This is a genomic window from Acinetobacter sedimenti (assembly GCF_022601685.1).
Taxonomy (GTDB): Bacteria; Pseudomonadota; Gammaproteobacteria; order Pseudomonadales; family Moraxellaceae; genus Acinetobacter; species Acinetobacter sedimenti.
The window spans coordinates 48,511-74,078 of sequence record NZ_JAKUML010000004.1 but is presented as its reverse complement, the minus strand read 5'-3'; the positions used below and the strand labels follow the sequence as shown (position 1 = coordinate 74,078).

General features: G+C 38.5%; 19 protein-coding genes. 14 read left to right on the top strand and 5 right to left on the bottom strand.

All coding sequences use genetic code 11. The annotated features are described in order from the left end of the window. Positions 1 to 35 precede the first annotated feature (35 nt). The 6 genes from MKI79_RS03330 to MKI79_RS03305 all read left to right on the top strand — a co-directional run bounded on the left by MKI79_RS03330 (position 36) and on the right by MKI79_RS03305 (position 8,408). On the top strand, positions 36 to 1,076 hold the full coding sequence (locus MKI79_RS03330; protein WP_241570651.1) for a YqaJ viral recombinase family nuclease: 1,041 nt from the start codon (positions 36 to 38) through the stop codon (positions 1,074 to 1,076). A 184-nt stretch (positions 1,077 to 1,260) separates the two neighbouring features. Beyond that, positions 1,261 to 2,169 (top strand): recombination directionality factor, encoded by a 909-nt coding sequence (locus MKI79_RS03325; RefSeq protein WP_241570650.1) that lies wholly within the window; start codon positions 1,261 to 1,263, stop codon positions 2,167 to 2,169. 253 nt (positions 2,170 to 2,422) lie between these two features. Further along, complete coding sequence (locus MKI79_RS03320; RefSeq protein WP_241570649.1) at positions 2,423 to 3,469, top strand: ComEC/Rec2 family competence protein; 1,047 nt, start codon at positions 2,423 to 2,425, stop codon at positions 3,467 to 3,469. Then, positions 3,466 to 4,764, top strand: coding sequence for an ABC-three component system protein (locus MKI79_RS03315; RefSeq protein WP_241570648.1), 1,299 nt, complete (start codon positions 3,466 to 3,468; stop codon positions 4,762 to 4,764). Before MKI79_RS03320 ends, MKI79_RS03315 begins: the two co-directional genes overlap by 4 nt. Beyond that, positions 4,748 to 5,287, top strand: coding sequence for an ABC-three component system middle component 1 (locus tag MKI79_RS03310; RefSeq protein WP_241570647.1), 540 nt, complete (start codon positions 4,748 to 4,750; stop codon positions 5,285 to 5,287). The genes MKI79_RS03315 and MKI79_RS03310 overlap by 17 nt, the downstream gene beginning before the upstream one ends. Then, positions 5,277 to 8,408: a hypothetical protein gene (locus MKI79_RS03305; protein ID WP_241570646.1), complete on the top strand. Its 3,132-nt coding sequence runs from the start codon at positions 5,277 to 5,279 to the stop codon at positions 8,406 to 8,408. The genes MKI79_RS03310 and MKI79_RS03305 overlap by 11 nt, the downstream gene beginning before the upstream one ends. Positions 8,409 to 8,577: 169 nt before the next feature. On the opposite strand, the gene MKI79_RS03300 is transcribed toward MKI79_RS03305, so the two are convergent. Continuing rightward, positions 8,578 to 10,197 carry a hypothetical protein gene (locus MKI79_RS03300; RefSeq protein ID WP_241570645.1) on the bottom strand — a complete coding sequence of 540 codons (1,620 nt, stop codon included), beginning with the start codon at positions 10,195 to 10,197 and terminating at the stop codon, positions 8,578 to 8,580. 56 nt (positions 10,198 to 10,253) lie between these two features. Between MKI79_RS03300 and MKI79_RS03295 the strand changes: the two genes are divergently transcribed. Further along, complete coding sequence (locus tag MKI79_RS03295) at positions 10,254 to 11,522, top strand: site-specific DNA-methyltransferase (RefSeq protein ID WP_241570644.1); 1,269 nt, start codon at positions 10,254 to 10,256, stop codon at positions 11,520 to 11,522. Between the two features lie 164 nt (positions 11,523 to 11,686). Here MKI79_RS03295 and MKI79_RS03290 read toward each other — a convergent pair whose 3' ends face one another. Next, entirely contained in the window at positions 11,687 to 12,652 is a 966-nt protein-coding gene (locus MKI79_RS03290) for an NAD(P)H-dependent flavin oxidoreductase (protein ID WP_241570643.1), read from the bottom strand. Positions 12,653 to 12,828: 176 nt separating this feature from the next. On the opposite strand from MKI79_RS03290, the gene MKI79_RS03285 reads away from it, so the two are divergent. Further along, on the top strand, positions 12,829 to 13,890 hold the full coding sequence (locus MKI79_RS03285; protein ID WP_241570642.1) for an AraC family transcriptional regulator: 1,062 nt from the start codon (positions 12,829 to 12,831) through the stop codon (positions 13,888 to 13,890). Between the two features lie 24 nt (positions 13,891 to 13,914). On the opposite strand, the gene MKI79_RS03280 is transcribed toward MKI79_RS03285, so the two are convergent. Next, on the bottom strand, positions 13,915 to 14,727 hold the full coding sequence (locus tag MKI79_RS03280) for a cytochrome C assembly family protein (RefSeq protein ID WP_241570641.1): 813 nt from the start codon (positions 14,725 to 14,727) through the stop codon (positions 13,915 to 13,917). Positions 14,728 to 14,900: 173 nt separating this feature from the next. Between MKI79_RS03280 and ffh the strand changes: the two genes are divergently transcribed. Continuing rightward, complete coding sequence (gene ffh, locus MKI79_RS03275; RefSeq protein WP_241570640.1) at positions 14,901 to 16,328, top strand: signal recognition particle protein; 1,428 nt, start codon at positions 14,901 to 14,903, stop codon at positions 16,326 to 16,328. Positions 16,329 to 16,829: 501 nt separating this feature from the next. Then, on the top strand, positions 16,830 to 17,186 hold the full coding sequence (locus MKI79_RS03270) for an MmcQ/YjbR family DNA-binding protein (RefSeq protein WP_241570639.1): 357 nt from the start codon (positions 16,830 to 16,832) through the stop codon (positions 17,184 to 17,186). Between the two features lie 64 nt (positions 17,187 to 17,250). Here the strand turns inward: MKI79_RS03270 and MKI79_RS03265 are convergent, their stop codons facing one another. Both MKI79_RS03265 and MKI79_RS03260 read right to left on the bottom strand, forming a co-directional pair. Continuing rightward, positions 17,251 to 17,997 (bottom strand): type III pantothenate kinase, encoded by a 747-nt coding sequence (locus tag MKI79_RS03265; protein WP_241570638.1) that lies wholly within the window; start codon positions 17,995 to 17,997, stop codon positions 17,251 to 17,253. A gap of 16 nt (positions 17,998 to 18,013) precedes the next feature. After that, positions 18,014 to 18,802 (bottom strand): biotin--[acetyl-CoA-carboxylase] ligase, encoded by a 789-nt coding sequence (locus MKI79_RS03260; RefSeq protein WP_241570637.1) that lies wholly within the window; start codon positions 18,800 to 18,802, stop codon positions 18,014 to 18,016. On the opposite strand from MKI79_RS03260, the gene MKI79_RS03255 reads away from it, so the two are divergent. The 4 genes from MKI79_RS03255 (at position 18,801) to MKI79_RS03240 (ending at position 25,524) form a co-directional block, all read left to right on the top strand. Continuing rightward, positions 18,801 to 19,598, top strand: coding sequence for a sulfite exporter TauE/SafE family protein (locus MKI79_RS03255; RefSeq protein WP_241570636.1), 798 nt, complete (start codon positions 18,801 to 18,803; stop codon positions 19,596 to 19,598). The genes MKI79_RS03260 and MKI79_RS03255 overlap by 2 nt on opposite strands. A 558-nt stretch (positions 19,599 to 20,156) precedes the next feature. After that, on the top strand, positions 20,157 to 20,855 hold the full coding sequence (locus MKI79_RS03250; RefSeq protein ID WP_241570635.1) for a GntR family transcriptional regulator: 699 nt from the start codon (positions 20,157 to 20,159) through the stop codon (positions 20,853 to 20,855). A gap of 40 nt (positions 20,856 to 20,895) precedes the next feature. Beyond that, positions 20,896 to 24,363 carry a chromosome segregation protein SMC gene (smc, locus tag MKI79_RS03245; protein ID WP_241570634.1) on the top strand — a complete coding sequence of 1,156 codons (3,468 nt, stop codon included), beginning with the start codon at positions 20,896 to 20,898 and terminating at the stop codon, positions 24,361 to 24,363. Between the two features lie 3 nt (positions 24,364 to 24,366). Beyond that, the gene (locus MKI79_RS03240; RefSeq protein WP_241570633.1) at positions 24,367 to 25,524 is read left to right on the top strand and encodes a cell division protein ZipA C-terminal FtsZ-binding domain-containing protein; all 1,158 of its coding nucleotides are present in this window, start codon (positions 24,367 to 24,369) and stop codon (positions 25,522 to 25,524) included. Positions 25,525 to 25,568: the final 44 nt, after the last annotated feature.

Genomic DNA, 25,568 nt, shown 5'->3' with positions numbered 1-25,568 from the left:
TTTGCCACCATCCATATAAAATGAGGAAGCAAGCTATGAATACAGCAATATTAAACCCATCCATTCAACAAGCCAGCAAACCCTTTAATGCCCCAAAACTATTTACAGCGAAACGCTTGGTCAATACCAAAAACATGACTCAATCTGAATGGCTTGAAGTCAGACGACAAGGTATTGGAAGTAGTGATTGTGCAGCAGCCTGTGGACTGAATCCCTATATGTCGATGTTGGAACTTTGGATGATCAAGACAGGACGAGTCAAACAATCGATTGAAGATGAAAGTTCAGGTATCGCTCCTCTCTATTGGGGGAAGCAGCTAGAACCATTGGTGGCTGAGTACTACAGCATGCATACCAATAACAAGGTACGCAGAATCAATGCAGTGCTTCAGCATCCAGATCCTGATAAGCATTTTATGCTGGCTAATCTGGATTACTCCGTTGTGGGTAGTGATGAAGTTCAAATTCTGGAATGCAAAACAGCAGGAGAGTACGGCGCAAAACTTTGGCGAGATGGTGTGCCTTTATATGTCTTGTGTCAGGTACAACATCAATTAGCAGTGACAGGCAAACTAGCCGCACATGTTTGTGTGCTAATTTGTGGTCATGAAACCAAAATCTTCAAAGTGACGCGCTCCGAATCCGTGATCAAACATATCATCAATGCGGAACATTACTTCTGGGAGTGTGTGGAAAAAGACACACCACCTGATGTGGATGCTAGTGAATCGGCAGCCAAAGCCATACAGCAGCTTTATCCACAACATATTCCGTTGACTGTTGAAGACTTGAGTCATAACGAACAAGCCAATCAATTGTTTGCTCAACTGATTCAAGAAAAGCATCACATTGAACAGTATCAAAACAACTTTGATGAAACTAAGCATCAAATTCAGATGTTGATGAGGGATGCTGAAAGAGCAACCTTTGCCAATGGTTCGGTGACGTGGAAGAAATCCAAAGATTCAATCAGTTTAGACAGCAAAGCCTTACTCAAACTTCACCCAGAAATGCTTGAGCAGTTTCCGCAAAACAAAGCAGGGACACGACGTTTTCAGATCTATACCGATGACTGAATCCATCACATCAATATTTCCAGTCTTCAAAAAAGCGCAAAAAACCACCCCCGACCTACCGACTCTCGAAGGAGCGGTAGGCCAACAATGGCGGTCTTTGCATTTCATCTGATCTTTAAACGGTTTTGTATTTGCTTACATAACAAAGGGTCAACAGTAAAATTTTATTTAGAGGAAAATTATCATGATTAAAGGTTTAGCGATTACACCACCGATCCTTGGACGTATCAGTATTGGTAAAGTCGTTGAAAAGAACGGTAAACGACTGCCTGAAAAGGACGACCAATTCACTATTACTTCTCAAATACAAAATAAGGAAGGATGGATTAAACATCCCTTAGATGAGCAACTACGAGCTAAAGCTCAAAACCAAAAACTTAGAACTATTCCAGTCCGCATGATCTTTAATGATCCTGAGCTGAACCTGCGAGCAGAGTACACCTTGTTTGATCGACAGACTGGAAGACCTGTTTGTGTGGGTGATGGGCAGACTTGCCAGCGAATTACCAATCAAGGTGTAGAGCAACACTCATGCCCATCCCCTGATTTATGTTCCTTGGCGCAAGGAGGTAACTGTAAGCCTTATGGGCGTTTATATGTCAATTTAGATGAGTCAGATGAACTCGGTACGTTTGTTTTTAGAACTAATGGTTTTAACAGCATTCGTACTTTGGTCGCACGACTCAGTTATTATCATGCAGCATCGAATGGGCTGCTTTCATGTTTACCACTACAATTGACACTAAGAGGAAAGTCTACGACGCAAAGCTATCGTACTCCTGTGTATTACGTGGATTTAACTTTAAGAGAGGGGGTGGACTTACAGTCTGCGATTCACACAGCACATGAGATCGACCAGAAAAGTAAACAGGCAAGATTTAATCAGGAGGCTTTAGATGAAACGGCTAGACAGGGGTTTGCAAATGCGAAGTTTGAGATGGCTGAAGAAGAAGAGATAGTTATTATGGATGAGTTTTTTCAAGAGGGTGATGCATCAAATAAACTAAGGCATACCCAAGATGCTGAAGAAATATTTGATCTGCAGAAAGAATTAAAGAGCTCAGTCCACGTTTTGAATAAAAAAGCATCTTGAAGATGCTTTTTTATAACTTAGATTTAATTTTTTTGAATTAATTTTCTCAACTATTTCTTAGTTGAACATCTAAATACGAATATAATGCTCAGGGTAATCAGCAACTTGTTTACAAGTTAAAGATTGATTGAATACATTAAAAATTATCAATAGGGCCTTGTCGTCTAATAAGATTGAATACCATGCTTAGATGATAATTTCATCAGCAGGCAATAATAAGCCTGTCGCTTAGAATATTGAAATAGAGAAAATTATGGGTGTTATTGTACGTATCCTTAAAGCTCATCATGGAGATTGCATCTTAATTAGCCATGAGAGTCGATCAAGTGTTTTTAATATATTAATTGATGGTGGACCATCGGCTACTTTCAGGCATGGCACTAGACAACGCTATTCCGGGCCGTTATGTGATGCTCTTGATGATATAAAAGCGAAAGGGCAACATATTGATTTAGCTATCCTAACTCATATAGATGATGACCATATACATGGCTTAATCAAGGGGTTTGAGAAGCCCGGTTATCTTGATGAATTGGTGAAAATGATCTGGTTTAATTCATCCAGATTGATTACACATAGTTTTAATGTGCCTGAAATTCCTGAAAATAATATTTTATTGGCTAGTAATTCACCTCAAACAAGTGTGCAGCAAGGGAAAGATTTTGAAGCTTTACTTAATGAAATGCGATGTGTACGAGCACCACTTATCATGGCTGGGCAAGTCTATAATTTAGGCCCCTTTACTTTGACAGTATTATCACCTGAGCGGTGTCAGCTTGAGAGACTCTTACATAAGTGGCCTACTGAAACAGAGTCAAGCGCAACATCATCACATAGTAATGATTATGATCTTTCTTTAGAGGAGATATGGGCTGATGATAAATTTGACTCGGACCCTTCTATTTACAATGGGAGCTCAATTGCATTCCTTTTAGAAGTTGAGGATAAGGCTATGCTTTTTCTTGGGGATGCACATGATCAAGTTGTAGCAGATAATCTGAGAGCACTAGGCTACAGTGATGGTAATAAAATTAAACTTGATCTCGTAAAGATTTCACATCATGGTAGCCATTATAATACAAGTAGTGAAACACTTTCCCTTCTAAATTCAGAACGTTATGTAATTTCTACGGATGGTTCGAAACATGGTCTTCCAAATAAAAGGACGATCGCGAGAATTCTTAAATCTACAAATGGTAAAATTCTTTTCAATTATGAAAAGGTTATTCCGAAATTACTTTTACCAGAAAAAGTTACTGCTTATCGAGTAGAGGTGCTCGATAGTGAGATTAGACTATGACAGTTTTTGACATCATGCAGTCTTACAGTGTTAGGGTTAATGGGGGGAGCGGCGTACTCGTCAACGCTATGACGCACGATTATTCCTATATTTTGACAGCAGCTCATGTAATCGAAGGTATTACTACTCATGAAGTTATTGATTACCAAGGTAACTCTATTGAAGTTCTAGATATACTCAGACATTCTGACCCCTTTATTCTTGAAACATTATCAAATGATTATGCAGTTTTAAAAGTTAGTTTTCAGGCTCATGTAGTACAAAAAATATTTAATGCTAAGGATTTAACGCATCGTGCTGACTTAATTTTAGTTGGATATCCAAACTTAGAAAGGACTAGCCAAACCCCCATAAAAGTTTATGGTGGGCATATGACGAATGTTAATGACGATCTTATTTTTTTCACAATTGATGGTATCCCAAGTAGGGCTGAAATCGAAGGAATGTCTGGTGGAGGTACGTACTTCCACAAAGATGGGCTGGTGTTTCTTACGGGTGTTGAATTCAGAATGGATGCAAGTGATGAAGATCAGCAATATGGTCGAGTACAATGCCATAGCCTACAGAAGTTTCATGAAATATTAGAAATAAATAAAAGTGCATCAATGATTCCTGCTCATCTGGAATGCTTTTCAAGAGTTAAAAAGAAAATATTTGCGTTCAATGTTATTGAGCCAGAAAATATCCGTCATTTGAAAACTGGTTTAGAGAATTTTACGGATTCACTTATTGCTGGTGGGATGCCTCCACCATATAAAATTCTAGAACAATATGGTGTAGAACTTTTAGTGGATCCACTGAAATCCGATGAGCTAAACAGTTTAGAGTTATGGGAGGCTTATTTAGAGTTTCTCGTAATTTGTGCTTTGATGGATAATTGTGGAAAAACTGATGATGTTTATATAGAAGGGATAAAACGAAAGCGTCGGTTAATGTATACCAGTAGTAGCGATAATTGGATTCGACGTCTAGAAGAGTTTCTTAAAACAGCACGTAAACTTTTGGATGAAAATGGTACATTAATTATCGCATCACCAGATGCTGCAGCAAGCACACTACCACCAGACTTTCGACTTCAAAAAGTGATAAAGGACATTGCCATAGTTCCAAATCAGGGGCCGTTGGCTCCTATTGATGAAGTTGAAAGTTCGATATATGCAAGCTTTAGCTTAAGCCATTTACAAGGACTACGTAAGACTTGTGTAGTTGATATAGAAGATAAGTATCTAGCTGTCAATTCAGTTAGAGAACAGCTACAGCTATTAAAGGAAAAGCTTAATGAAATTATTAAGTGAAGAAGCTGATTTTAGTGCTCTCCGTAAAGAATATGGAAATATGCAATTCCATATGTTTCGGTCAGAGGGAGCTATACCATTTATATCTTGTATAGTATGTGTATGTGAAAGCCCAGAGGATATAGTTGAAAATTGGCAAGCTATTCAAAGTATGATCTCTGTTTATCATCAGCCTTCAGGTATTTTGGCAGCGTGGAATGTATATTTAATATTTGTCACAAGTGGTCGTGTTCCTGTGTGGGAAAAATATTTAATAGAAAATAATAAGTTTGTTGCTCGTAAAATATTACTTGATGAATTCGCAGAATTAGCTAGTCCTGAACAATTGGTTATTGAATTACACAAACAGTTACTAGGCTCTGATTTAACATTAAACACGCGATTACATGATCGCATACCGTTTACACATCCTTTAAAAAAATTTGTTAGTGGCGCACCTTTAGATTCAAAAAATGTTTCTAAAGAAAAGCGCGTATTCATGATGAATGAAATAATTGAGTTTTTGAGCAATAATGAAAATTAAAAAAGTTGAAATTGAGGCATTTCGTGCTTATAGAGAAAAGTCAGAAGGGACTTTTGATTTTACGAATGAAGGTGATATACCTTCAAATTTCGTGGCCATCTATGCCCCAAATGGTTTTGGTAAAAGTTCTTTCTATGATGCGGTAGAATGGGCAGTCACTAATTATTTAACGCGATTTAGTGATTATAATAAATCAAATAATGAAATTGCTGCCAGAGCTACTAAAGATCCCAATCATGCACAAAAAATTCTTAGAAATAATTTTGCAGATATAAATTCTGTAACGAAAGTATCTGTATCTACTACTTTACCAAGGTGCTTTGAACGAGATCTACCTATTCCTAAGAGAAATCAAAAGGATATTCGAATAGGAGATAAAAGTAGGATAGAAAATGCTTTCTTTAGAAATGTAATTTTGAGTCAAGATGAAATTGATAGATTTCTTCGTGAGACTAATCCACAAGATCGTTATGTTAAATTTATTGAGAGTTTTGGTGGGGAACTTGAACAAGCTCGTAAAGAGTTACAAATCTTTATTATTGATAATGAAAATGAAATTAAGAGTTTAGACAATAAACAAAAACCGCTCATTGCGAAAATTAATGAACCTATTGATCTAACCTCATTTGAGTATTTTAATACAGTTGCATCTGAATTGAATGCAATGGGGGAACGTATTATTTTACCTAGTGAAAGTTTTTCCACCTCAGATGAGTATCAATTAAGAGCTAATCTTGTATCAAGACAGCATGAGCTGAACGTAGAGAAGCAGTTAAATAGTGAAAAATTAGAATTACTGACAAATACATTAGAGAAAATACCAGAAATAGAGCTTTATACCGATAAGGTTGCAGAGCAAAGAAATCAACTTTCCAGACTTCAAAAAGGTATTGCTGATAGTGAGAGATATCAGCTATTGGTGGATTCTTATAATAAATGTGTGGAAGATCATAAAAATCTATATACATATCAAATAAATTTCAATCAAGTTGCTGATAATTTAGACACTTTTCTAAAAAATGAGGAAAGCCTTCTCCAATTATCTTCAAAACAAGAATCTTTGGTTCAAGAGCGTTCAAAAAACTCTACAGAAAAAATCTTTGTTGAACAGAAACTAATTGAGTTCGAGCAAGGAATCAAAACTATTGATGATAGAATTATTTTTTTAAAACACTCTCTTGATAATGCAGAACCCATTTATTTAGAGCTTTCAAAACATAGAGTTAGGATCAATGATCTTGTAAATAAAATTTCTAATCAAGAAAAATTAATTCAGCAAGAGAACACTCTATATAACGATTTAAACAGTAAGTTAAGTGAAATTTTTTCACTAAAAATCACATCGGATTTGTTATCAGGTGCAAATCTAGGTCACTTTTATTTTGAGCAGAAAAAAATTGAAGAGTTGGTGAGATGTCAGACTCAACTCAATTCGATAGCAGTACATAATCAAACAATTCTCGCTACTCAACAAGCTTTAAGTGAACAAATGGAGTTACATGAACAGCTAATTTCAATCGGTTTAGATTATCTGAGTATCCATCCTTCTACTATTTGTCCTTTATGTACATCTTCTCATTCTTCTTCCGATGAATTGCTAAACAAAATTAAGAGCCAAAATCTTTTGTCTGATTTAAGTCAGGCTAACTCGAAAAAATTAGCAGCTTTATCAGCACGTGAGAAAGAGCTAAAGACTATTATTGAAGTTATCACACAGCAGGCGATTGAAGCTCAAGAGCAACAACTGAGTGCTTTGCATAAAAGACTCAATGAAGTAAATGGCCGACTTACTAAGGCAGAGCAAGATAGGTCTATCCTAGAAGTAGAGGTTAGAACATTAGAAAATAAAGTCTTAGAACTAGAAAATTCTGTTTGGAATCTTTCATACGAAGATCTAATTACTCGGGCTAATACAGAAATTACGGAACAGAGAGTTAAACGATCCAATCTATGTCAGGAACAAATTGACTTAAAAACTAAAGTAAAGTTGCTTGAGGATCATATTAAGGCGCAAGACTATGAGTTGTTGAATATCGTTTCTGAAATAGATTTGAAACGTAATGAATATGCCTATGTGAAAGTGTCCGAGTATATTAAAGAAAATATTATTTCAGTTTCCAGTCTTAGACAACATTGTGAGGTGAAGCGAAATGAACTTAATAGAAAGATGCTTGAATACAGCACCCAAAAAGACTTGCTAATCGACGAGTGTAAAGCTTTAAATAAGGAGATGATAGAGGAAGGATCTTGGATAGATTTTAATCAGTTGAAATTACAAAAAGAGAATTTAGAAATAAGTCTTGCTCGAATTGATTCGGAAATTGAAATATTTTATAAACAATTATCTGAATTTGATACCATTCGAAAAGACTATCCAATATCAGAAATTAAAAATATAGTAAGTAATGTAATTGAAGATTATAAGAAGCGTGTTCAAAATATAGAAATGAGATTAAATAGTATTAATTTACTTTCAGAGCTTATTACTGAATTAACACCTTACATTAATCGTGTTTCAGCTCAAAAAGAACTGGTGATCATTAAAAAAATGCTACAAAAACGCCATAAAGTTCGTCAAGCTTTGAATATAGAGATGCAGAGAATAGTTGAGAGTCTTAAGACTCTCATTAATAACTTTTTCTATGAAGATCTAATTAATTCAATTTATAAAAAGATTGATCCACATCCTGCATTTAAACAAGTAGTGTTTAAAGTGGATTTTGAATCATGTGATAAACCTTGTTTGAATATTGTTGTAAAAGATGAGACAGATTTAGTTATCTCGCCAATTCTCTATTTTAGTGCTGCTCAAAGCAATATTTTAAGCCTTAGTGTATTTTTAGCAAATGCGTTACATGTAAAAGATAATGATGGTCAGCCAGTTGATGTTATTTTGATTGATGATCCAATTCAATCTATGGACTCAATAAACATACTTTCTACAATCGATCTTCTGCGAAGTATATGTATTCAATTTAATAAACAAGTCATTATTTCTACCCATGATGAGAATTTTTTTAAGTTGCTCCAACGTAAAATCCCAGCGCAAATTTTTGGATCCAAATTCTTACAATTGGAAAAGTATGGCGTAGCTGTTCAGGTTGAACCATTCCATAGCTAGATACGTTAAAAAAATTGTAAGATATTACTAATTATTCATCAATTTAGATCATTCAAATCTCAATAGGTAACTTAAAAATTAAGTTACCTATTGAGATATATCATCAAAATTTTATTTTATTGCTAGACCAAGTTACATATAAAAATATTGTAATTTCCAACCCCCAATATTAATAACGTTTGAATACACCTTCATCTAATAACCACTCTATATCTTCAATAAATTCAGTTGATTGAATATTTGTATTTTTACAAATATCGCAAACTAGATTGGAGAGTAAAGATTCTCGAATACCAAAATCAGCTCCAAAACCAGGAATTAGAATAAACTTCTGACTTGATTTTTCTGTAGATGTTAGTCTACTAGAAGAGTTTGATGCGATGTCCAAAATTAATAGTCTACGAGCAATTGGTATATGGTGGGATGGGATAGAAAAAATATTTTTATCGTTAATAGTAATTAATCCATTTTCTAAACTAATTTTAATAGCTCTTTCTATTTCTATAGATGAGTAACCATCATTCTGTAATGAATTTATAACACTTTCATAAGAACTAGATAAATTGGTAAGGATAGCATGTTGAATTTCAATAGCTGTAAGAAAATCAATTTTTTGAAATTCTCGTCTTAAACGAATTAAGATACTCTTGACCTGAAAAAAAGACTCCGTGTTATCAAATGATAACATATGTTCTAAGTCCCCTCTGAGAGAGGCGTAGTAACCTGCGCCATCTAAATATTCAATAAATTTTGCATTAGGATATTTAGTTAATGTAAAGGATCTGGAACTCTGAGTTTGGTCAATAACTTTATGGGAGACACTACCAGAATCTCCTGTATAGAATTGTGACTGAATAAAGAGTTTTGGTTTTGGCTCCCAATTTTCTATACGGTATGGAATTACAAAATCATAAGCACGTGTTTTCTTTTTTCTTTTTCCATCTTCAATAATTTCATCATTACCAATTTTTACATCATTAGTATTAAAATCAACATCTGCCCTAAGGCCAATTTTGGAAAGCTTTTCTCTTAGAATAGCTTCTGTTATATGCCCTCCCGAAGCAGATACACTTCCTCTAACTTTAAAAATTGTGCAGGAATTTAATAAATATTTGCCTAAATTGTGACCATTAGGCCTGTTTGATAATTGAATAAATGAATGACATATAGCCCAAAATTGAAGTAAATCTTCCTCATCCTCCAAGATTAATTTTGTGTACTCTTCTAGAAAAATTTTAAAATAAACTTCTAAATCAAAAAAAGGTTCTGTTTTAACTGCTTCAGGATACTGTGTGCCTACATAACAGCTTGCTAGAGTACGTGAAATATAATCGGATTTTGTTGTAGATGGAATATCAGAGAGTTTAAATAATATTTGTTTTTTTATTTCACTACGCTTAGGTATTTGTGCTGCAATGCCATCTTCACGTAGCTTTATTAAAAAATGATTTTTTAAGTTGTTGTCAGTAGCTCCACTCGTTAAGAATAGGAGGTTAAAAAAAGAGTCATAAAAATTACATATAGTATTTTCATCACTACCAAAATCAGTTCTAGAAATAATTTCCAAACTAGCGTCTGTCACTGCGCTGATGAGGGTATTGATGGAGCATGTAGCCGGTTCTGAGAACATATTTAGATAAGGGGCTAGCGTTGAAATGCAATTGCAAAGAGAAGTAATTTCTGAGTTAAATTTATCTGAATCTTTAATTTTATCTAGTTTAGCTGTAAGCCATTGATCGAATTCTTGAAGTTTTTCTTGTGTAGTTAAATTCTCAGCTTTTAATCTCATTGCGTTCCTTCTCTTAAGCAGGCTCAGTTATAATGTTGATCTAAGTAGGAGCCAGCATGCTATCAGTAATTGAATCAAAAATCAGCAAGTTACAACAAGAGTTCTCTAATAATGGAGCTTCTGATTTTACATTTGATCATAGTGAAAATAATTCTGCATTTTCAGTTGATTGGAATGTTAATGAAGTAGTTCTTTTTGCTGGGGACAATTTAACTTCATTAAAAAAATTAGTGATGATAGAACCAGGTATAGTTGATTTGTGTTATATCGATCCACCATACAATACAGGCTCAAATTTTATTTATTCTGACAATCGAAAATCACCAGAGATAGGTTTGTTGGGTTCCCATCAGGCTTGGATTATTTTTATGCTTCCAAGACTCGTATTGGCACATGAATTATTAAAAGAGACTGGGGTCTTAGCAATTAGTATTGATGATTATGAATTCCCTTACTTAAAAGTTTTATTGGATAGAATTTTTGGAGAAAAGAATTTTATTGGCAATATTGTTGTATGCCGATCTAAAAATGGTAAAGGAAGTAAAAAGAATCTAGCTTCTAGTCATGAGTATTTACTAGTATACGGAAAATCGAATAAGACAACTCTAAGAGGGGAATCTGATGAGGATACACTCTATGATAAAGAGGATGTTTATGGTAAATACCGAGTAGATGGTTTGTTTAGAAAAAAAGGTGAGGGAAGTTTGAAGACTGACCGTCCTTCAATGGCATTCCCACTATATGCAAATCTTGATACCGGAGAGGTGTCTGTTGATTATCGAGATGGATGGGCTAAGATTTTACCGAAAGATTCGAAAGGGGTTGATCGTCGATGGTTGTGGGGAGAAGCGACTACAAGAGAAAGAGTATGGCAACTCTACTCAAGTAAAAATGGCGTAATTTATGTTAAAAATTATGCTGGCAAAGAAATTGGTCAAAAAAGAAGAAAAATTAGAACTATATGGGATGATCCTTCATTTTACACAGAAAGGGCTACCAATGAGCTTACAAAAATTTTTGGTCAAAAAATCTTTGATACACCTAAGCCTATCGAATTTGTAAAAAAAATAGTGGATTCGATGTCTGATGATAAAGCTGTAGTATTAGATTTCTTTGCGGGATCAGCGACAACAGCCCATGCAATTTATGAATTAAATAAACAGAATGGAAGTCATCGAAAGTGTATTCTAATGGAGTCTTTGGATGATATTTCATCTAATCATCTCGCATATTCAATGGGATACAAGCAAATGGTTGATATAACGATTTCACGTTTGCAGTACTTAAAGAATGAAGATCGAAACTTTAATTTTACTGTGTTCTAGTGAATAGCTAAAAATTAAGTTGAGGAAATTACAATACAGTAGATTTTTTTAACGGTATATAATACGGTAATTTATTTGGATGTCTGTTTAAATGCTTTATAAAACAAAGGTTTGTATTTAGTTTATGGTGCGCGCTGAGCGCACCATCATTTTGATGTATTGTACTAAGTATTTAGTAAGCGCTCTTTCGCCGCTTTATATTCACGGCTTAAACGTGCAACAACATCTGATGCTGGTTCGATCGCTGTAATTGCGCCAATACCTTGACCACAGCCCCAAATATCTTTCCATGCTTTTTTGTCTGAATTGCCACCTGAGCCAAAATCCATTTTTGATGGATCGCTTTCAGGCAAGTCATTTGGATCAAGCCCTGCGGCAATAATAGATGGTTTCAAATAATTGCCGTGCACACCTGTGAATAGGTTGCTATACACAATATCTTCTGCACTCGAATCGACCAAGCACTGCTTATAGTCTTGCGCTGCATTCGCTTCTGTCGTTGCAATAAATGTTGAACCAAGATACGCCAAATCTGCACCCATTGCTTGCGCTGCAAGGATCGAGTCGCCACGACTGATTGCGCCAGAAAGCAGTAAAGGACCATCGAACCATTGACGAATTTCTTGAATCAAGGCAAATGGCGACTGCGTCCCTGCATGACCGCCTGCACCTGCTGCAACGGCGATCAATCCATCTGCGCCTTTTTCGATTGCTTTTTTGGCGAATTTATTATTGATGATGTCATGCAATACAATACCGCCATAGCTGTGAATCGCTTCATTCACTTCGACACGTGCGCCCAATGAAGTGATCACCACAGGCACTTTATATTTCACGCAAAGCGCCAAATCTTCTTCTAGGCGATTGTTTGATTTGTGCACGATCTGATTCACTGCAAACGGAGCAGCAGGTTGATCAGGATTTGCTTGGTTATACGCGTCTAACTCTTCGGTGATGCGGATTAGCCATTTTTCAAATTCACCTTCACCACGTGCATTCAGCGCAGGGAATGAGCCAACGATGCCTGCTTTACACAAAGCAATCACCAAATCAGGATTGGAAATAATAAAGAGTGGTGCTGCAACCGCAGGCAAACGTAAACGATTTTTCAATAATTCTGGAAGAGCCATGTGAATAGTCCTTGCTGGTAATGCTGTAAATAACATTGGGTAAATTTAATGAAGCTATTATGGGAAAAATATGCTTTAAATTAAATGACAATCGATCACAATAAAATTGATAGTTTACAACAAAATTGGAATGATCAATAATTCATAAAATAGTCAATATAAATTGATAAAGCATCATGCAAAACCAGTCCATTCATAGTATTTCAATCAGCATAGATTTCGTGCATACAGCACTGGAGAAATTGACTTTAGCGCAAGATGAAATTGATCAGATATTACAACAATGTCGGATTTCGAAAGCTTTGTTACAACATCCACAAGCTAGGGTGAGTTTAAGTCAGTATGCACAGCTCATTACGGAACTGACCGTGGCTACACGTGATGAGCTACTCGGGCATAGTCAAACCATTTCACCACTAGGTAGTTTGGCAGTGCTAATGCATTGGTTGATCTCTGCCAAAGACATGATGCAAGCCCTACAGCGCATCACTAAATATTATCAAATGATGGGTAAGGGTTTTGATATTTCATTACAATATGATGGCGAGTTGATTCGAGCTCAACTTGTTGGTGGCTTTCAAACCAAATCCAATGATGCATTTATTTATGCCTTTGGCTGTTTTTTTATTCATCGTATTTTGTGTTGGCTCAGTCGGGATATTTTACCCATAACGTCCATTGATTTTCCTTTCCGTACACCGTCCTATGCTTTGGATTATCGTTTAATGTTTTATGGCGCACCGATTCGATTTGAGCAAAATGTGGCACAGATGACTTTCTCAACATCAGATTTGACATTACCTGTGAGTCAATCAATGGCGCAATTGCAACAGTTAGTCAAAGATCCATTTACCCAATTATTGATTTTAAATTTTCAAAGTAGCAGTTGGTCGGCGAAGGTGACAGAGTGTTTGCAAAATGCAGATGGGCTTCATGTTGATCACGTCGAAATGAATCAAGAAGTGAATCAAATGGCAACGCTTGCCGAGGTTGCAGAGATTTTGCAACTTGCGCCTTATACCTTGCAACGCCGTTTGCAAGATGAAGGGCAGAGCTTTTTAGCAATTAAAAATCAAGTGAAACGAGATATGGCAATTGAGCTTTTGGTGAATAGTACGCTGAGTATCGAAGACATCAGTCTACAGCTTGGCTTTGCCGAAACCAGTCCATTTACTCGAAGTTTTAAGTTGTGGACTGGGGTTGCGCCAAGTGCTTATCGAAAGCATAAGAATAGTTAAAATTACGATGTGGAAAATACTGAATTAGCTACGCATCAATAGAATTTCAAGTACGAATTTACTGCCAATAAAACCAATCGCCAAAATCACAAAACCAAGCAGGGTAAAGCGAATGGCTTTTTGACCACGCCAACCAAATCGCCAATGTCCGAGCAATAGTCCGCCATAGATGAGCCATGAAATAATACTAAAAACCGTTTTATGTACGAGATGCTGCGCAAAGAAATCTTGAATGGTAAAGAAACCAAAACCTAAAGCAGCCGTCAGTAAAATAAAACCAATCAGAATCAAATCAAAAAGTAGCGACTCCATCGTTTGCAGTGAAGGTAACAGATTGACCCAAATGCGTTGTTTTTGTTTACGTTTTAGCTCACGGTTTTGCAGCCAAATCAAGATCGCATGCAAGGTCGCCATAAACAGTACAGCATACGCAGATAGCGACAGGATAATATGAATATCCATACCAACGCCTTGCTGGCGAATCACATGACCTGAGGTACTGAGCAGACTGCCAACCACCAAACCGAGCATAGCAACAGGTGTAGAAATGAGATTGAGAATAAGTACAGGTCGATAGATACTAAAAATCAAGCTTAAAAGGAGCATCAACCCTGAGGTAAAGGAGATCAGATTAAACACTTCATAATTAATGCCTTGCGCTGTCACCATATCCAAGCTTAAGGTCAAAGCGTGCACAATTAATCCGATCGACAAGGTAGACCAGACAAAAAACGGACTTGCTGTACTTTGCTTGACAAAATGATGAAGCAAATACAGAAAGCTCGTTAAATAAGCAATCAATGCCAACAGCGTGAAAATAGTATGTAGGCTAAACATGCGCTTTGGTATATCCCAAATGATTCATGGTTGATCCCAAATCAATGACTTATTTGAATATTCAATAAATGAGATATAAATTCTTTGCAAACTCAAGTATCCTATAGCATCTTATGCATATTTATCCCTGTTGGAAAGGTTTTTTTCAATGGGTAGTTTAAGCGGAATTTTCAATGTTTGATACATTAACCGACCGACTCACACAGAGTTTAAGAAATGTTGCTGGTACAGGGCAACTCACAGAAGACAATATTAAAGATACATTGCGTGAAGTGCGTATGGCATTGCTTGAAGCGGATGTTGCTTTGCCTGTGACACGTGACTTCATTGCCAAAGTCAAAGAGCAGGCTTTAGGGCAAGAGGTTTTAAAACAGCTTTCACCGGGACAGGCTTTCGTTAAGATTGTTCATGATGAACTCGTCAGCATGATGGGTGATGCCAATGAATCATTGGATTTAGCAGCCAAACCTCCTGTGGTGATTCTACTTGCAGGTCTGCAAGGTGCGGGTAAAACCACAACTGCTGCAAAACTTGCACGTTTCCTCAAAGAACGTCAGAAGAAAAAAGTGGCGACGGTATCAGCCGATGTGTATCGTCCTGCGGCGATCAAACAGCTTCAAACGGTTTCGCAAGAAGTTGGCGTAGATTGGATTGCATCAGAAGCTTCTGAAAGCCCAATTACCATTGTCAATCGTGCGATTGAACAAGCCAAGATCAAATTCGCTGATGTGTTGATCGTCGATACCGCAGGTCGTCTGCATGTCGATGATGACATGATGGATGAGATCAAAGAACTACATGCTGCGATTAAGCCAACAGAAACCTTGTTTGTCGTTGATGCCATGACAGGTCAGGATGCTGCGAACACTGCAAAAGCTTTCAATGATGCTTTGCCACTGACAGGTGTAATCCTGACCAAAACTGATGGTGATGCACGTGGTGGTGCGGCGCTATCGGTACGTGCGATCACAGGTAAGCCAATCAAATTCTTAGGTATGGGCGAAAAGCTCGATGCCTTAGAGCCATTCCATCCTGAGCGTATCGCACAGCGTATCTTAGGTATGGGTGACGTGCTGTCTTTAGTCGAAGAAGTAGAACGCAAAATCGACAAAGATAAAGCCGAAAAAATGGCGAAAAAGCTACAAAAGGGCGGGACATTTAACCTTGAAGATATGCTGACTCAGTTTGAGCAAATGCACAAAATGGGCGGGATGATGGGCTTCTTGGATAAGCTCCCTGGCATGAGCGGTTCAGGCATTCAGCAAGCTGTAGAGCAAGCACAACCTGAAAAGCAAGTGAAAAAGATGGAAGCGATCATCCAGTCGATGACGGTCAAAGAGCGTCGTAATCCAGACATCATCAACCCAAGCCGTAAAAAGCGTATCGCAGCAGGCTGCGGTATGGACATTCAAGATATCAACCGTCTACTCAAGCAACATGCACAGATGGCAAAAATGATGAAGAAATTCTCATCGCCATCGGGCATTGGCAAGATGCTACGAGGCATTCAGACCATGCAGGGTAAAATGGGCGGAAATATGGGGGGCTCAGGCGGCGGCATGGGACCATTGTTTGGTGGATCAGACCAAGATAAGAAATAATCTTTTCTGCTTCCATTTTGAATGATAAAAACCGCTTTAGGGAAACTTAGAGCGGTTTTTATTTGCGTAAAGATAATTTCAGACAAGTAGTGAGATGTGAGCTAACACCTATCTATGTTAAATTAGATTCAAGAATAATGTGAATTTCAAGGTGTAAATTAGCATGATTTCAGTGATGGTTTCTTACAAAGTTAAACAAGGATTCGTTGATAAAATAAAGCAAACATTGCAAATTTCATCAAAGATTTTAAAGCATTAGATGCTTCAAAATTTCAATAACATATATTTTGCAAACAAAATGGCTTAACTTTTGTTCATCATTCGATGTATCAAGATGAGGATATTCAAAAGAAGCTGTTAAATATCCCATCATTTCTTGAGTTCCAAAGATAAAGAGATGAGCATGGACTGAATGGTAAACCTGAAATAGAATTTTTTGATTTAATCCATTCATCAGATCAAAAGTGGTAATAAGATTGAATGATTAAAGGTTAAATCACAATGACCCTCGAACAATTGAAACAGTTTTGCCACTCGCTTAAAGGTGTTGAAGAAAAGATGCCTTTTGATGATCAAGTGCTTGTATTTACAGTACGTGGAAAAATGTTTTGCCTGATAGATAGTGTGGATTATCAGTTTATCAATTTGAAAAGTGATCCTGATGAGGCAACGATTTTTAGGGAGATTTATCCTGAAGTCACTGCGGGCTATCATATGAATAAACGCCATTGGAATAGCGTCAATATGCACGGCTCACTTTCAGAAGATCTGTTGCAAGAATGGATTATTAATTCATACGAATTAGTCGTGGCAAAGTTGCCAAAGAAAGTACAAAAGGAATTGTCCGAACAGGTTTGAACTAATACAAATCATGATTTCGATGAAGGTGACATTTAAGTCATGCGACTGAATAAGACAACCATTAAGCGTTTTTATTCAGCTGATAAAACACATAATGCTGTAAACCTTTTAACAATAAATCTGACTCGACAATGGGTTGATATTGGCTCAAATGTTTGGCAAAAAATGACGCATCGCCACCTGTTAAAATCAATTGAACATCAGGATGAGTTTTTAAACTCTGATGAATTGCGCCGAGTAAGCCAAGTAAGATGCCGTGATGTACCGCATCACTGGTATTCCGTCCAACGGCAAGACTTTCAAAGGCTTGATCTGGGATTTTAATGCCTTTGGTGCCTTGTGTGAGTGAGTCGCGTTGTAGGTACAAACTTGGCAGAATATAGCCACCCAAATGTGTTTTTTCTTCAAGTAAATCAATTGTCAATGCTGTGCCACAGCCGATGATGCAATAGTTTCCACTATTTTGCGTCATGGCTAAGACTTGTAGCCAACGGTCGATACCGAGCTGATTGGGCACATCATAACCTGTAATCAAGCCTGCATACTCAGCATGTACTTTGGCAAAATAAATCGGTGCTTTGAGTCGCTTTAAAGTCTTTTCAATACGCTGATTGGTGGCTTGATCAAGTACGGACGAGATGCCAATTAAGCTGATATTTTTATGTTGAAAATGTGAGCTTAAACCCAGTAATAAATCGGCAGGGGATTGTAGGTGCAATTCCGCCGCATATTCAATGACCTGACCTTGTGCATCACAAAGCCAATATTTTAAACGCGTATTACCCAAGTCGAGCCAAAGTTGATTCATGTGTTTCAGCAGATATTTATGGAATCATTAAGCGACCATCATAGCAGACTGTATTTGTAGCGTCTGCATCTTGGCGAATCAGCATTGCGCCATCATCTTGAATGCCTTGAAAATAACCAACGAGATCGGTTTGATGTTGACGTTGGATATTGACCCATTGATCTTTAAATGCAGCAACAGCATTGAAGCGTTGCGCGAGGTTTTGACTGCCGAAATTAAACCATTGCACGGCTTGCTGTAACGCCAAATAAATTTCTGCTAAAAATTGAATCCGATCAGAGTGTGTTAAGCCAAGCTCGGTAAGGCAGGTGGTCGCTTGCTGAATATCTTTGCTTTGCTCAAAAGGCACGACATTGATGCCGATACCAACAATGACCTGATGTGCATTGAGGGGTTCGACCAAAATCCCGCCCCATTTGCCTTGTGGGCTATACAGATCATTTGCCCATTTAATTTGCAAATTGTCTAATTTTTCTAAAGTAGCTGTGTGCAGAATATTTAAACCACATTCCAAAGCAAGACGTCCATCCACAGGACGTTCAAGCGAAAATAGCGCACTCAAGAAAATATTGCCTTGTGGAGAGAGCCATTCTCGTTGATGTTGCCCACGTCCATGACTTTGTTGATGGCTAATCACTAAGGCGGATTGTATGCCTTGTTCGTGGAGTTGCATCACATCATCATTGGTCGAGCGTGTTTTAGACTTGCAAATTATCCGTTGTGGCGTAGCATGGTGTCGTTCCAGTAGTGCGCAGAGCAAGTGTTGCTCCGTTTCTGGACTTTCGATGCAAAAGGTTCGATCCATGACTTTACTCATATATTTATTGATTGGTGCGGCGGCAGGCTTTACTGCGGGCTTATTTGGTGTGGGCGGTGGATTGACCATTGTGCCGATACTTTACCTTGTTTTCTTACAGCAAGGCTATGACCCTTCGATCGTCATGCACATGGCACTCGGTACATCGTTAGCGACGATTATGGTCACTTCAATCAGCTCTTTGTCTGCACATCATAAAAAAGGTGCGGTACTCTGGCAAGTCTTTCGCAATCTTGCACCGAGTCTTGTCATCGGTGCATTTCTCGGTGCAGGGATTGCCGATTTATTACCGACACATGGTTTGCAATTGATCATCGGACTATTTGCACTTTGGGTTGCATGGCGCATGTTTCGTACAGCGCAAGTACAGATTGACCCAAACTCAAAATTGCCATCAAAAATGGCGCAAGTCGGTGCTGGTGCAGGGATTGGCGTGGCATCGGCGATCTTTGGTATCGGCGGTGGCAGTTTAACCGTACCTTATCTCAATCGTCATGGTGTGGTGATGCAAAATGCAGTTGCAACTTCGGCGGCGTGCGGTTTGCCAATTGCGATCGCAGGGGCACTCGGTTTTATGTGGTTTGGTGTGCAAACCCAACCAATCAAAGGTGCAGTGGGCTATGTACATATTTATGCCTTTATCGGCATCAGTGTCATGAGTTTCATCACTGCAAAACTGGGTGCGAAAGTGGCGCACCAACTCTCATCTGCAATGCTGAAAAAGTGTTTTGCAGGCTTGCTCTCGGTGGTAGGTGTATTCTTTGTGTATAAAGGATTTTTCTAATTATTGACCAAGTAAATTTTAGATTCATATTTCTTAGATTCTAAAAAAATAGGCAAAAAAAACCTAGCCATTGGGGAGGCTAGGTTGAAAAACGAAAACTTTTCAAAATAATCAATACACTCTAGGGATGATCAAATAAACCGCATTGACCAGTGCTTTAATACAATAATTATCTAATGATTTGAATGAAATGTACAATTGTATTTTATCATCATACTGATAACAAAATTCGATACTCAATGTGATGTTTTTCATAAATAATCCGAGTAATGTTAAATATTTAAAGTAAAATTAAATCCAAAAATTGAACAAGGCGTCATAATGAGAGGAATTAAAAAAATGATAAACGGTCTTGATCACTAAAGATTGTTAGACAAAGTTGTGCTATTGTCATGTAAGAGTAGGTTAAATATAAAGCATATGTTGTGCAAAATGTCGAAGATTGGAATTTCATAAAAGTTTAAGGAATAATCTTAGACGAGAAAAATATTGTTTTGTCTAGTGCTTTCAAGGTCATGACGATACAGCGCAATTCAAAAAAGTAATCAATGAGGTGCTATGGAACTCGGTCAATCCTCGGAAGGTCTTTCTGAACAAATCGCAAAACACATTGCTGAGCAGATCATCCTTGGCGAGTTGGTCGAGGGCGAGCGAATTCAGGAAGTGCGTATTGCTACTGAGCTTGATGTCAGTCGAGGTTCGGTACGAGAGGCGTTGCTATTGTTACAACGCACCTATTTGATTGAGATTTTTCCACGTCGTGGTGCGATCGTATCCGAGATGTCGAGTGGGCAAATTCATTACCTATTTGAAACCAGTTTATTAGTGCTTGGTTATTTGGTACAGCAGATCAGTGATGCGTGGCAAAGTGCTGAACAAGCAGAGATGCAAAAGCTCCTTGATCAGTTGTCAGTCCTTGTGCGCAGTGGCGACTTTGAAGGATTTTATGAAGCGATTTTTGAATTCCTCACTGCATATAATCAAAAAATGGATAATTTTTACCTGAGTAATATTTATCAAAGTATTCTACCGTCGATTCGTCGGGCATATTACCTCACCTCGAACAGTGCTAAGCGTGAGCTTCAAGAGGCGTATGCGCTGTTTCAATTGGTGATTGATGCGATTTTGCGCAGAAATGCACAACAAGCCACTTTATTTATGGATGATTTTTGCCGACACTTACGCAATCTCGTGCTCGAATCTTTGGCACGAATGAAACAGGTCGAGTTGGCGTGGGCAAGACGGTCGCGTCGGTAATGTTGGGTGAGTGTGCATTGCAATCTATTATGTTTAAGTTATGCGTTTAAGTAGTCTAAAACTCGCAGGTTTTAAGTCTTTCTCCGAAAGCACCACCTTGCACTTTAAGGATAATCGCTCCGCTATCGTCGGACCGAATGGCTGTGGCAAATCCAATGTCATTGATGCCATTCGCTGGGTGATGGGCGAGTCCAGTGCCAAGCAACTTCGTGGTGGCAATATGCAAGACGTGATTTTTGCAGGGAGCTCATCTCGTAAGCCGAATAGCGTGGCAAGTGTCGAACTGCGTTTTGAGAATACCTTGGGGAAATTGGGCGGTGCCTATAATGCTTACACTGAGCTTAGTGTAAAACGCCAAGTCAACCGTGAAGGTAAATCTGAATATTTCCTTAATGGTACCCGTTGTCGCCGTAAAGACATTACCGATATTTTCCTCGGTACAGGGCTTGGACCTCGCTCGTATGCGGTGATTGAGCAGGGCATGATCAACCGACTGGTCGATGCCAAACCTGAAGAAATGCGAGTCTTTATCGAAGAAGCAGCGGGAATTTCACGCTACCAAGCACGCCGTAAAGAAACCTTGCAACATCTTGAACATACGCAAGACAATTTATCTCGATTGCACGATATTGCCTCTGAATTAAAATCACAAATCAGGACATTGAATCGTCAAGCTGAACAAGCAGAAAAGTATCAAAAATTAAAAACCGATGCACATCAACTGAAAGTACAACTCTGGTCAAACCAATTTCATCAACATGGCGAACAGGTTGCCAAGCTCGCACAGCAACTTGCGACACTGAATCAAAACTATCAAACACAGCACAAAGCCTTAGAACAGACAGAAATCGAAACGCATTTATTACAGCAAAAACTGCAACAGCAACTCCCACAGTCAGAACAACTACAAAAAGCATGGCAATCTGCCAAAGAAAAACTACAACAAAGTCGTTGGCAACTTGAGCAAGATCAACAGCATATCGAGCGATTACAACATAATATTGCTAAAGCGGAATCACAACAGCAAAGTGCTTTACTACAATACGATCAACAACAATCTGAGCGTGAAAATCTGCAAACGCAATTGGCGAAAGCACAAGATGCATTGGCTGAATATCAGCAGTTGAGCGAAGACAGCAGTTTTGATTTATCGGCATTGCAAGTGCGCATGACGCAACATGGCGAAGAATTCAATCAACTCAAGCAATCGTTAAATCAGCTGCAACAACAGCGTAATCACTTGCACTATCAATATGAGCAGGTGCAGAAAAATCGGCAACGTGCTGAACAGCAAGCGCAACACCTGCAAAGTCAATTGGACTTAGCTCAAGATGAAGAGATTCAGCTAGAACTCGATGATGTACAGATCGAATTGGCAAGTGTGCAGATTAAAATTGACGATGAACAGCGAAAGCACAGTGAACAACAAAATCAACTTGAGCAGTTGCAACAGCAGAAAAATCAACTGGAACAACAACAGCAACACGTCAAATTGCTCCATAAAAATCTTGAAGCCGATATTCGTCAAACTGAAAAATTATTGAATGGACTGAATCAAAATACGGCACATTCTGCCGAGCATCCATTACTCAGCCAATTACAACTCACTGAACAAGGTAAACAGCATAGTGAGTTGATCGAAAAAGTCTTGGCGAAATGGTTACAAGCCAATGTGGTCGATGATTTAGATTGGTCATATCAAGGGCAACGTCAGCTTATTTTGAGTAAAGATTTAGATTTTTCAAAAATTGACGGTTTAGAATCCATTAACACATGGATTTCTTCAACGATTCATCCGCTGTGGCAAGGGATTTATATTGCAAAAACCTTGACCGATGCGCAAGAAAATTTAAATCGCTTAGCACCACATACCAGTATCATCACCAAAGATGGTTATTGGCTTGCACAAGATTGGTGGATCAATCTGAATCTCGATACACCAGATCAAGCAGGACTATTGCATTATCATCAACATTTGCAAAGTTTACAGAGCCAATTTCAGGACAATCAAAAGCAAATCGAACCGATTCAACAGCAGCTTGATCAAGTCATACTCGAATTAAAGAATGTTCAAACTACGCAACTTGAACGTCAGCAACAACTGAAAACGTGGCAAAACACACAGCAACAATTGTTCACCACGCAAACCAAGCTACAAGCCAAAATCGAACATCAAGCGCAAAATACCGCACAATATCAAGAGCAGTTGCATGTTTTACAACTCCAATTGCAAGATGATGAAGCGGAGCTTGAGCAGATTCAATATGACAAAGTGGCGCTTGAGTTAAAAATCAACGAGATGCAACCGCAAGTTGATGCAGGGCAAGAGCTTGCGACAACGCATCAACAGAAATTACACGATTTACAAGCACAGTCCACTGCCGATCAAAAACAACTGCAAGACACCACGCAAAGCATTCAGCAGTTGCAGTCGAAACTGGCGTTGATGGATAAAGATCAAGATTTTCATCAAGAGCGGATGGCACAGCTCGATGAACAACAACTGGGTGCAAGACAGCAAATCACACGCCTGCAAACAGGTTTAGAAAAATACCAAGCCAATGTTGCAACAGCTCAAGCGGATGCAGACCAATCGGAAAAAGCATGGCAGACATGGCAACAAGGGATTGCAACTTTACAAACTGAACAGCAACAATTGAGCGATCTGCGTCAACAACAACAGCAAGACGATCAAGCCTTACGTGATCAATTGGAAAATACACGCTTGCAATGGCAACAACATAAAACTGAACAGCACCATGCCAAGTCACAACTGGAAGAGCTTGGCGCACAGGCGATTGATGTTTCCAAATTAGATAGCTCGCAATTGTATGAAACTGTGCAAACTTCCCAAGTCAAAGCACAATTGGAACAGCTCGAACAACAATTACAAAAAATGGGTGCGGTCAATCTAGTTGCCTTTGAAGAACTGCAAGAAAAACAAGCTCGTTTCGATGAGCTCGATCATCAAATCCAAGACTTGGAGCAGACCGTAGCACAACTGCAAGATGCGATGCAAAGCATTGATCAAGAAACCAAGCAATTGTTTATGAAGACTTTTGATCAAATCAACCGAGAGCTACAGGATCTATTTCCAAAAGTCTTTACAGGTGGTGAAGCGAGTCTGAGCTTAGAGGATGATTGGCAGTCAGGTGTGCGTCTGATGGCACGACCACCTGGGAAAAGAAATAGTACCTTGGCTCTGCTTTCTGGTGGTGAAAAGGCCTTAACCGCTTTGGCGTTAGTCTTTGCGATTTTCCGTCTAAATCCTGCGCCATTTTGCGTATTGGATGAAGTCGATGCGCCACTAGATGATGCCAATGTAAATCGTTTTTGTAATTTGGTAAAAGAACTATCACAACAGGTTCAATTCATTTACATTACACATAATAAACTCGCCATGACAATGGCAACAGACCTTTTGGGAGTGACCATGCCTGAGGCAGGAAGCTCAAAACTTGTGGCGGTGAGCCTTGCGCAGGCAGAAGCATACGGAATGACGGAGTAAAGCATGGATCAACTTTGGGAAATCGTTGGTATCATCGTGGCTGTGGTGATGGTGGTTATCGGATTGCGTTTAATCCTGAAAAAGCCCAAAGTGCAAGCAGACGACACACCGTCAGAAGTGTTGATCGAAGCACAGAGCCAACAGCCTGTGACACCACGCCATCTTCGAAATGCTCAAGCGAATGTTGAGAATACACAATCATTAAACCATGCAGAACGTAAGCAAAGCCTTGAACAAGTTTTCGATGCGCAAGATACCGATAATCATGCAGATACAAAGCAAACTGTAGAAGCGGATGGTTTTGAATTAGACGGCGAGAAATTGCAGGCGGAAACTGCTTCACCATCGAGCGCAACTCGTGCCAATACTCAACAAGATTTATTCTCTGCTGATCCTGATGATGTGGAAAATGTATCAAATGCAAACAAATCTGTAGAAATTGAAGAAGTTCAAACAGAAACGACAGATGAAATCGTTACAACCAATCCATCTGTAGCACCTGATAAAGCCGATGAAATCGAACGCTTTATTGAACAACTAGATCAAGACGAAGTAGAGCAATCACAGCAAAAAGAAAATGTTGAAAATGACTTCATTGAAGAAAATACGGATACAGATACAACATCAGACGATCAGTTAGAAACAGTAAAAATCGAAGAGTGGCAGGGCGAAAGTGATGTGTTAGACGCACACTTGAGTGAGCAATATCGCAATGATGAAGAAAGTGCTTTGGCAAAAGCAGAGCAACTCATCGCACTGTATCTTTATCCAAATCCGACACGTGCCTTGTCGGGTGATCGTGCGCTGAAAACTTTATTAAAATATGGCTTACGTTTTGGTGAAATGTCGTGTTTCCATCGCTATGAAAATCCTGAAACGGTTAGTCCACTGATGTTTAGTGTACTGCGGATTAATGATGATGGTGCACCAACAGGATTTGATCTTGAAACTTTACCAAGCGAAGAAGTCAAAGGTTTAGCTTTCTTCTTAGCCCTACCAAATAGCCATGCGGTACAAGGCTTTGACATGATGGTCAGTCTTGCAGGTTTGATGGCACGTGATATAGGTGGTTTAGTCTTTGATGAGCAGTCATTAGAACTCACACCACAATTGCGTGATCATTGGCGACATTATGTGATTGAATATAAATCATCGAAATAAATACGCCGAACCCTTAAAAGCGCATCATCAAGATGCGTTTTTTT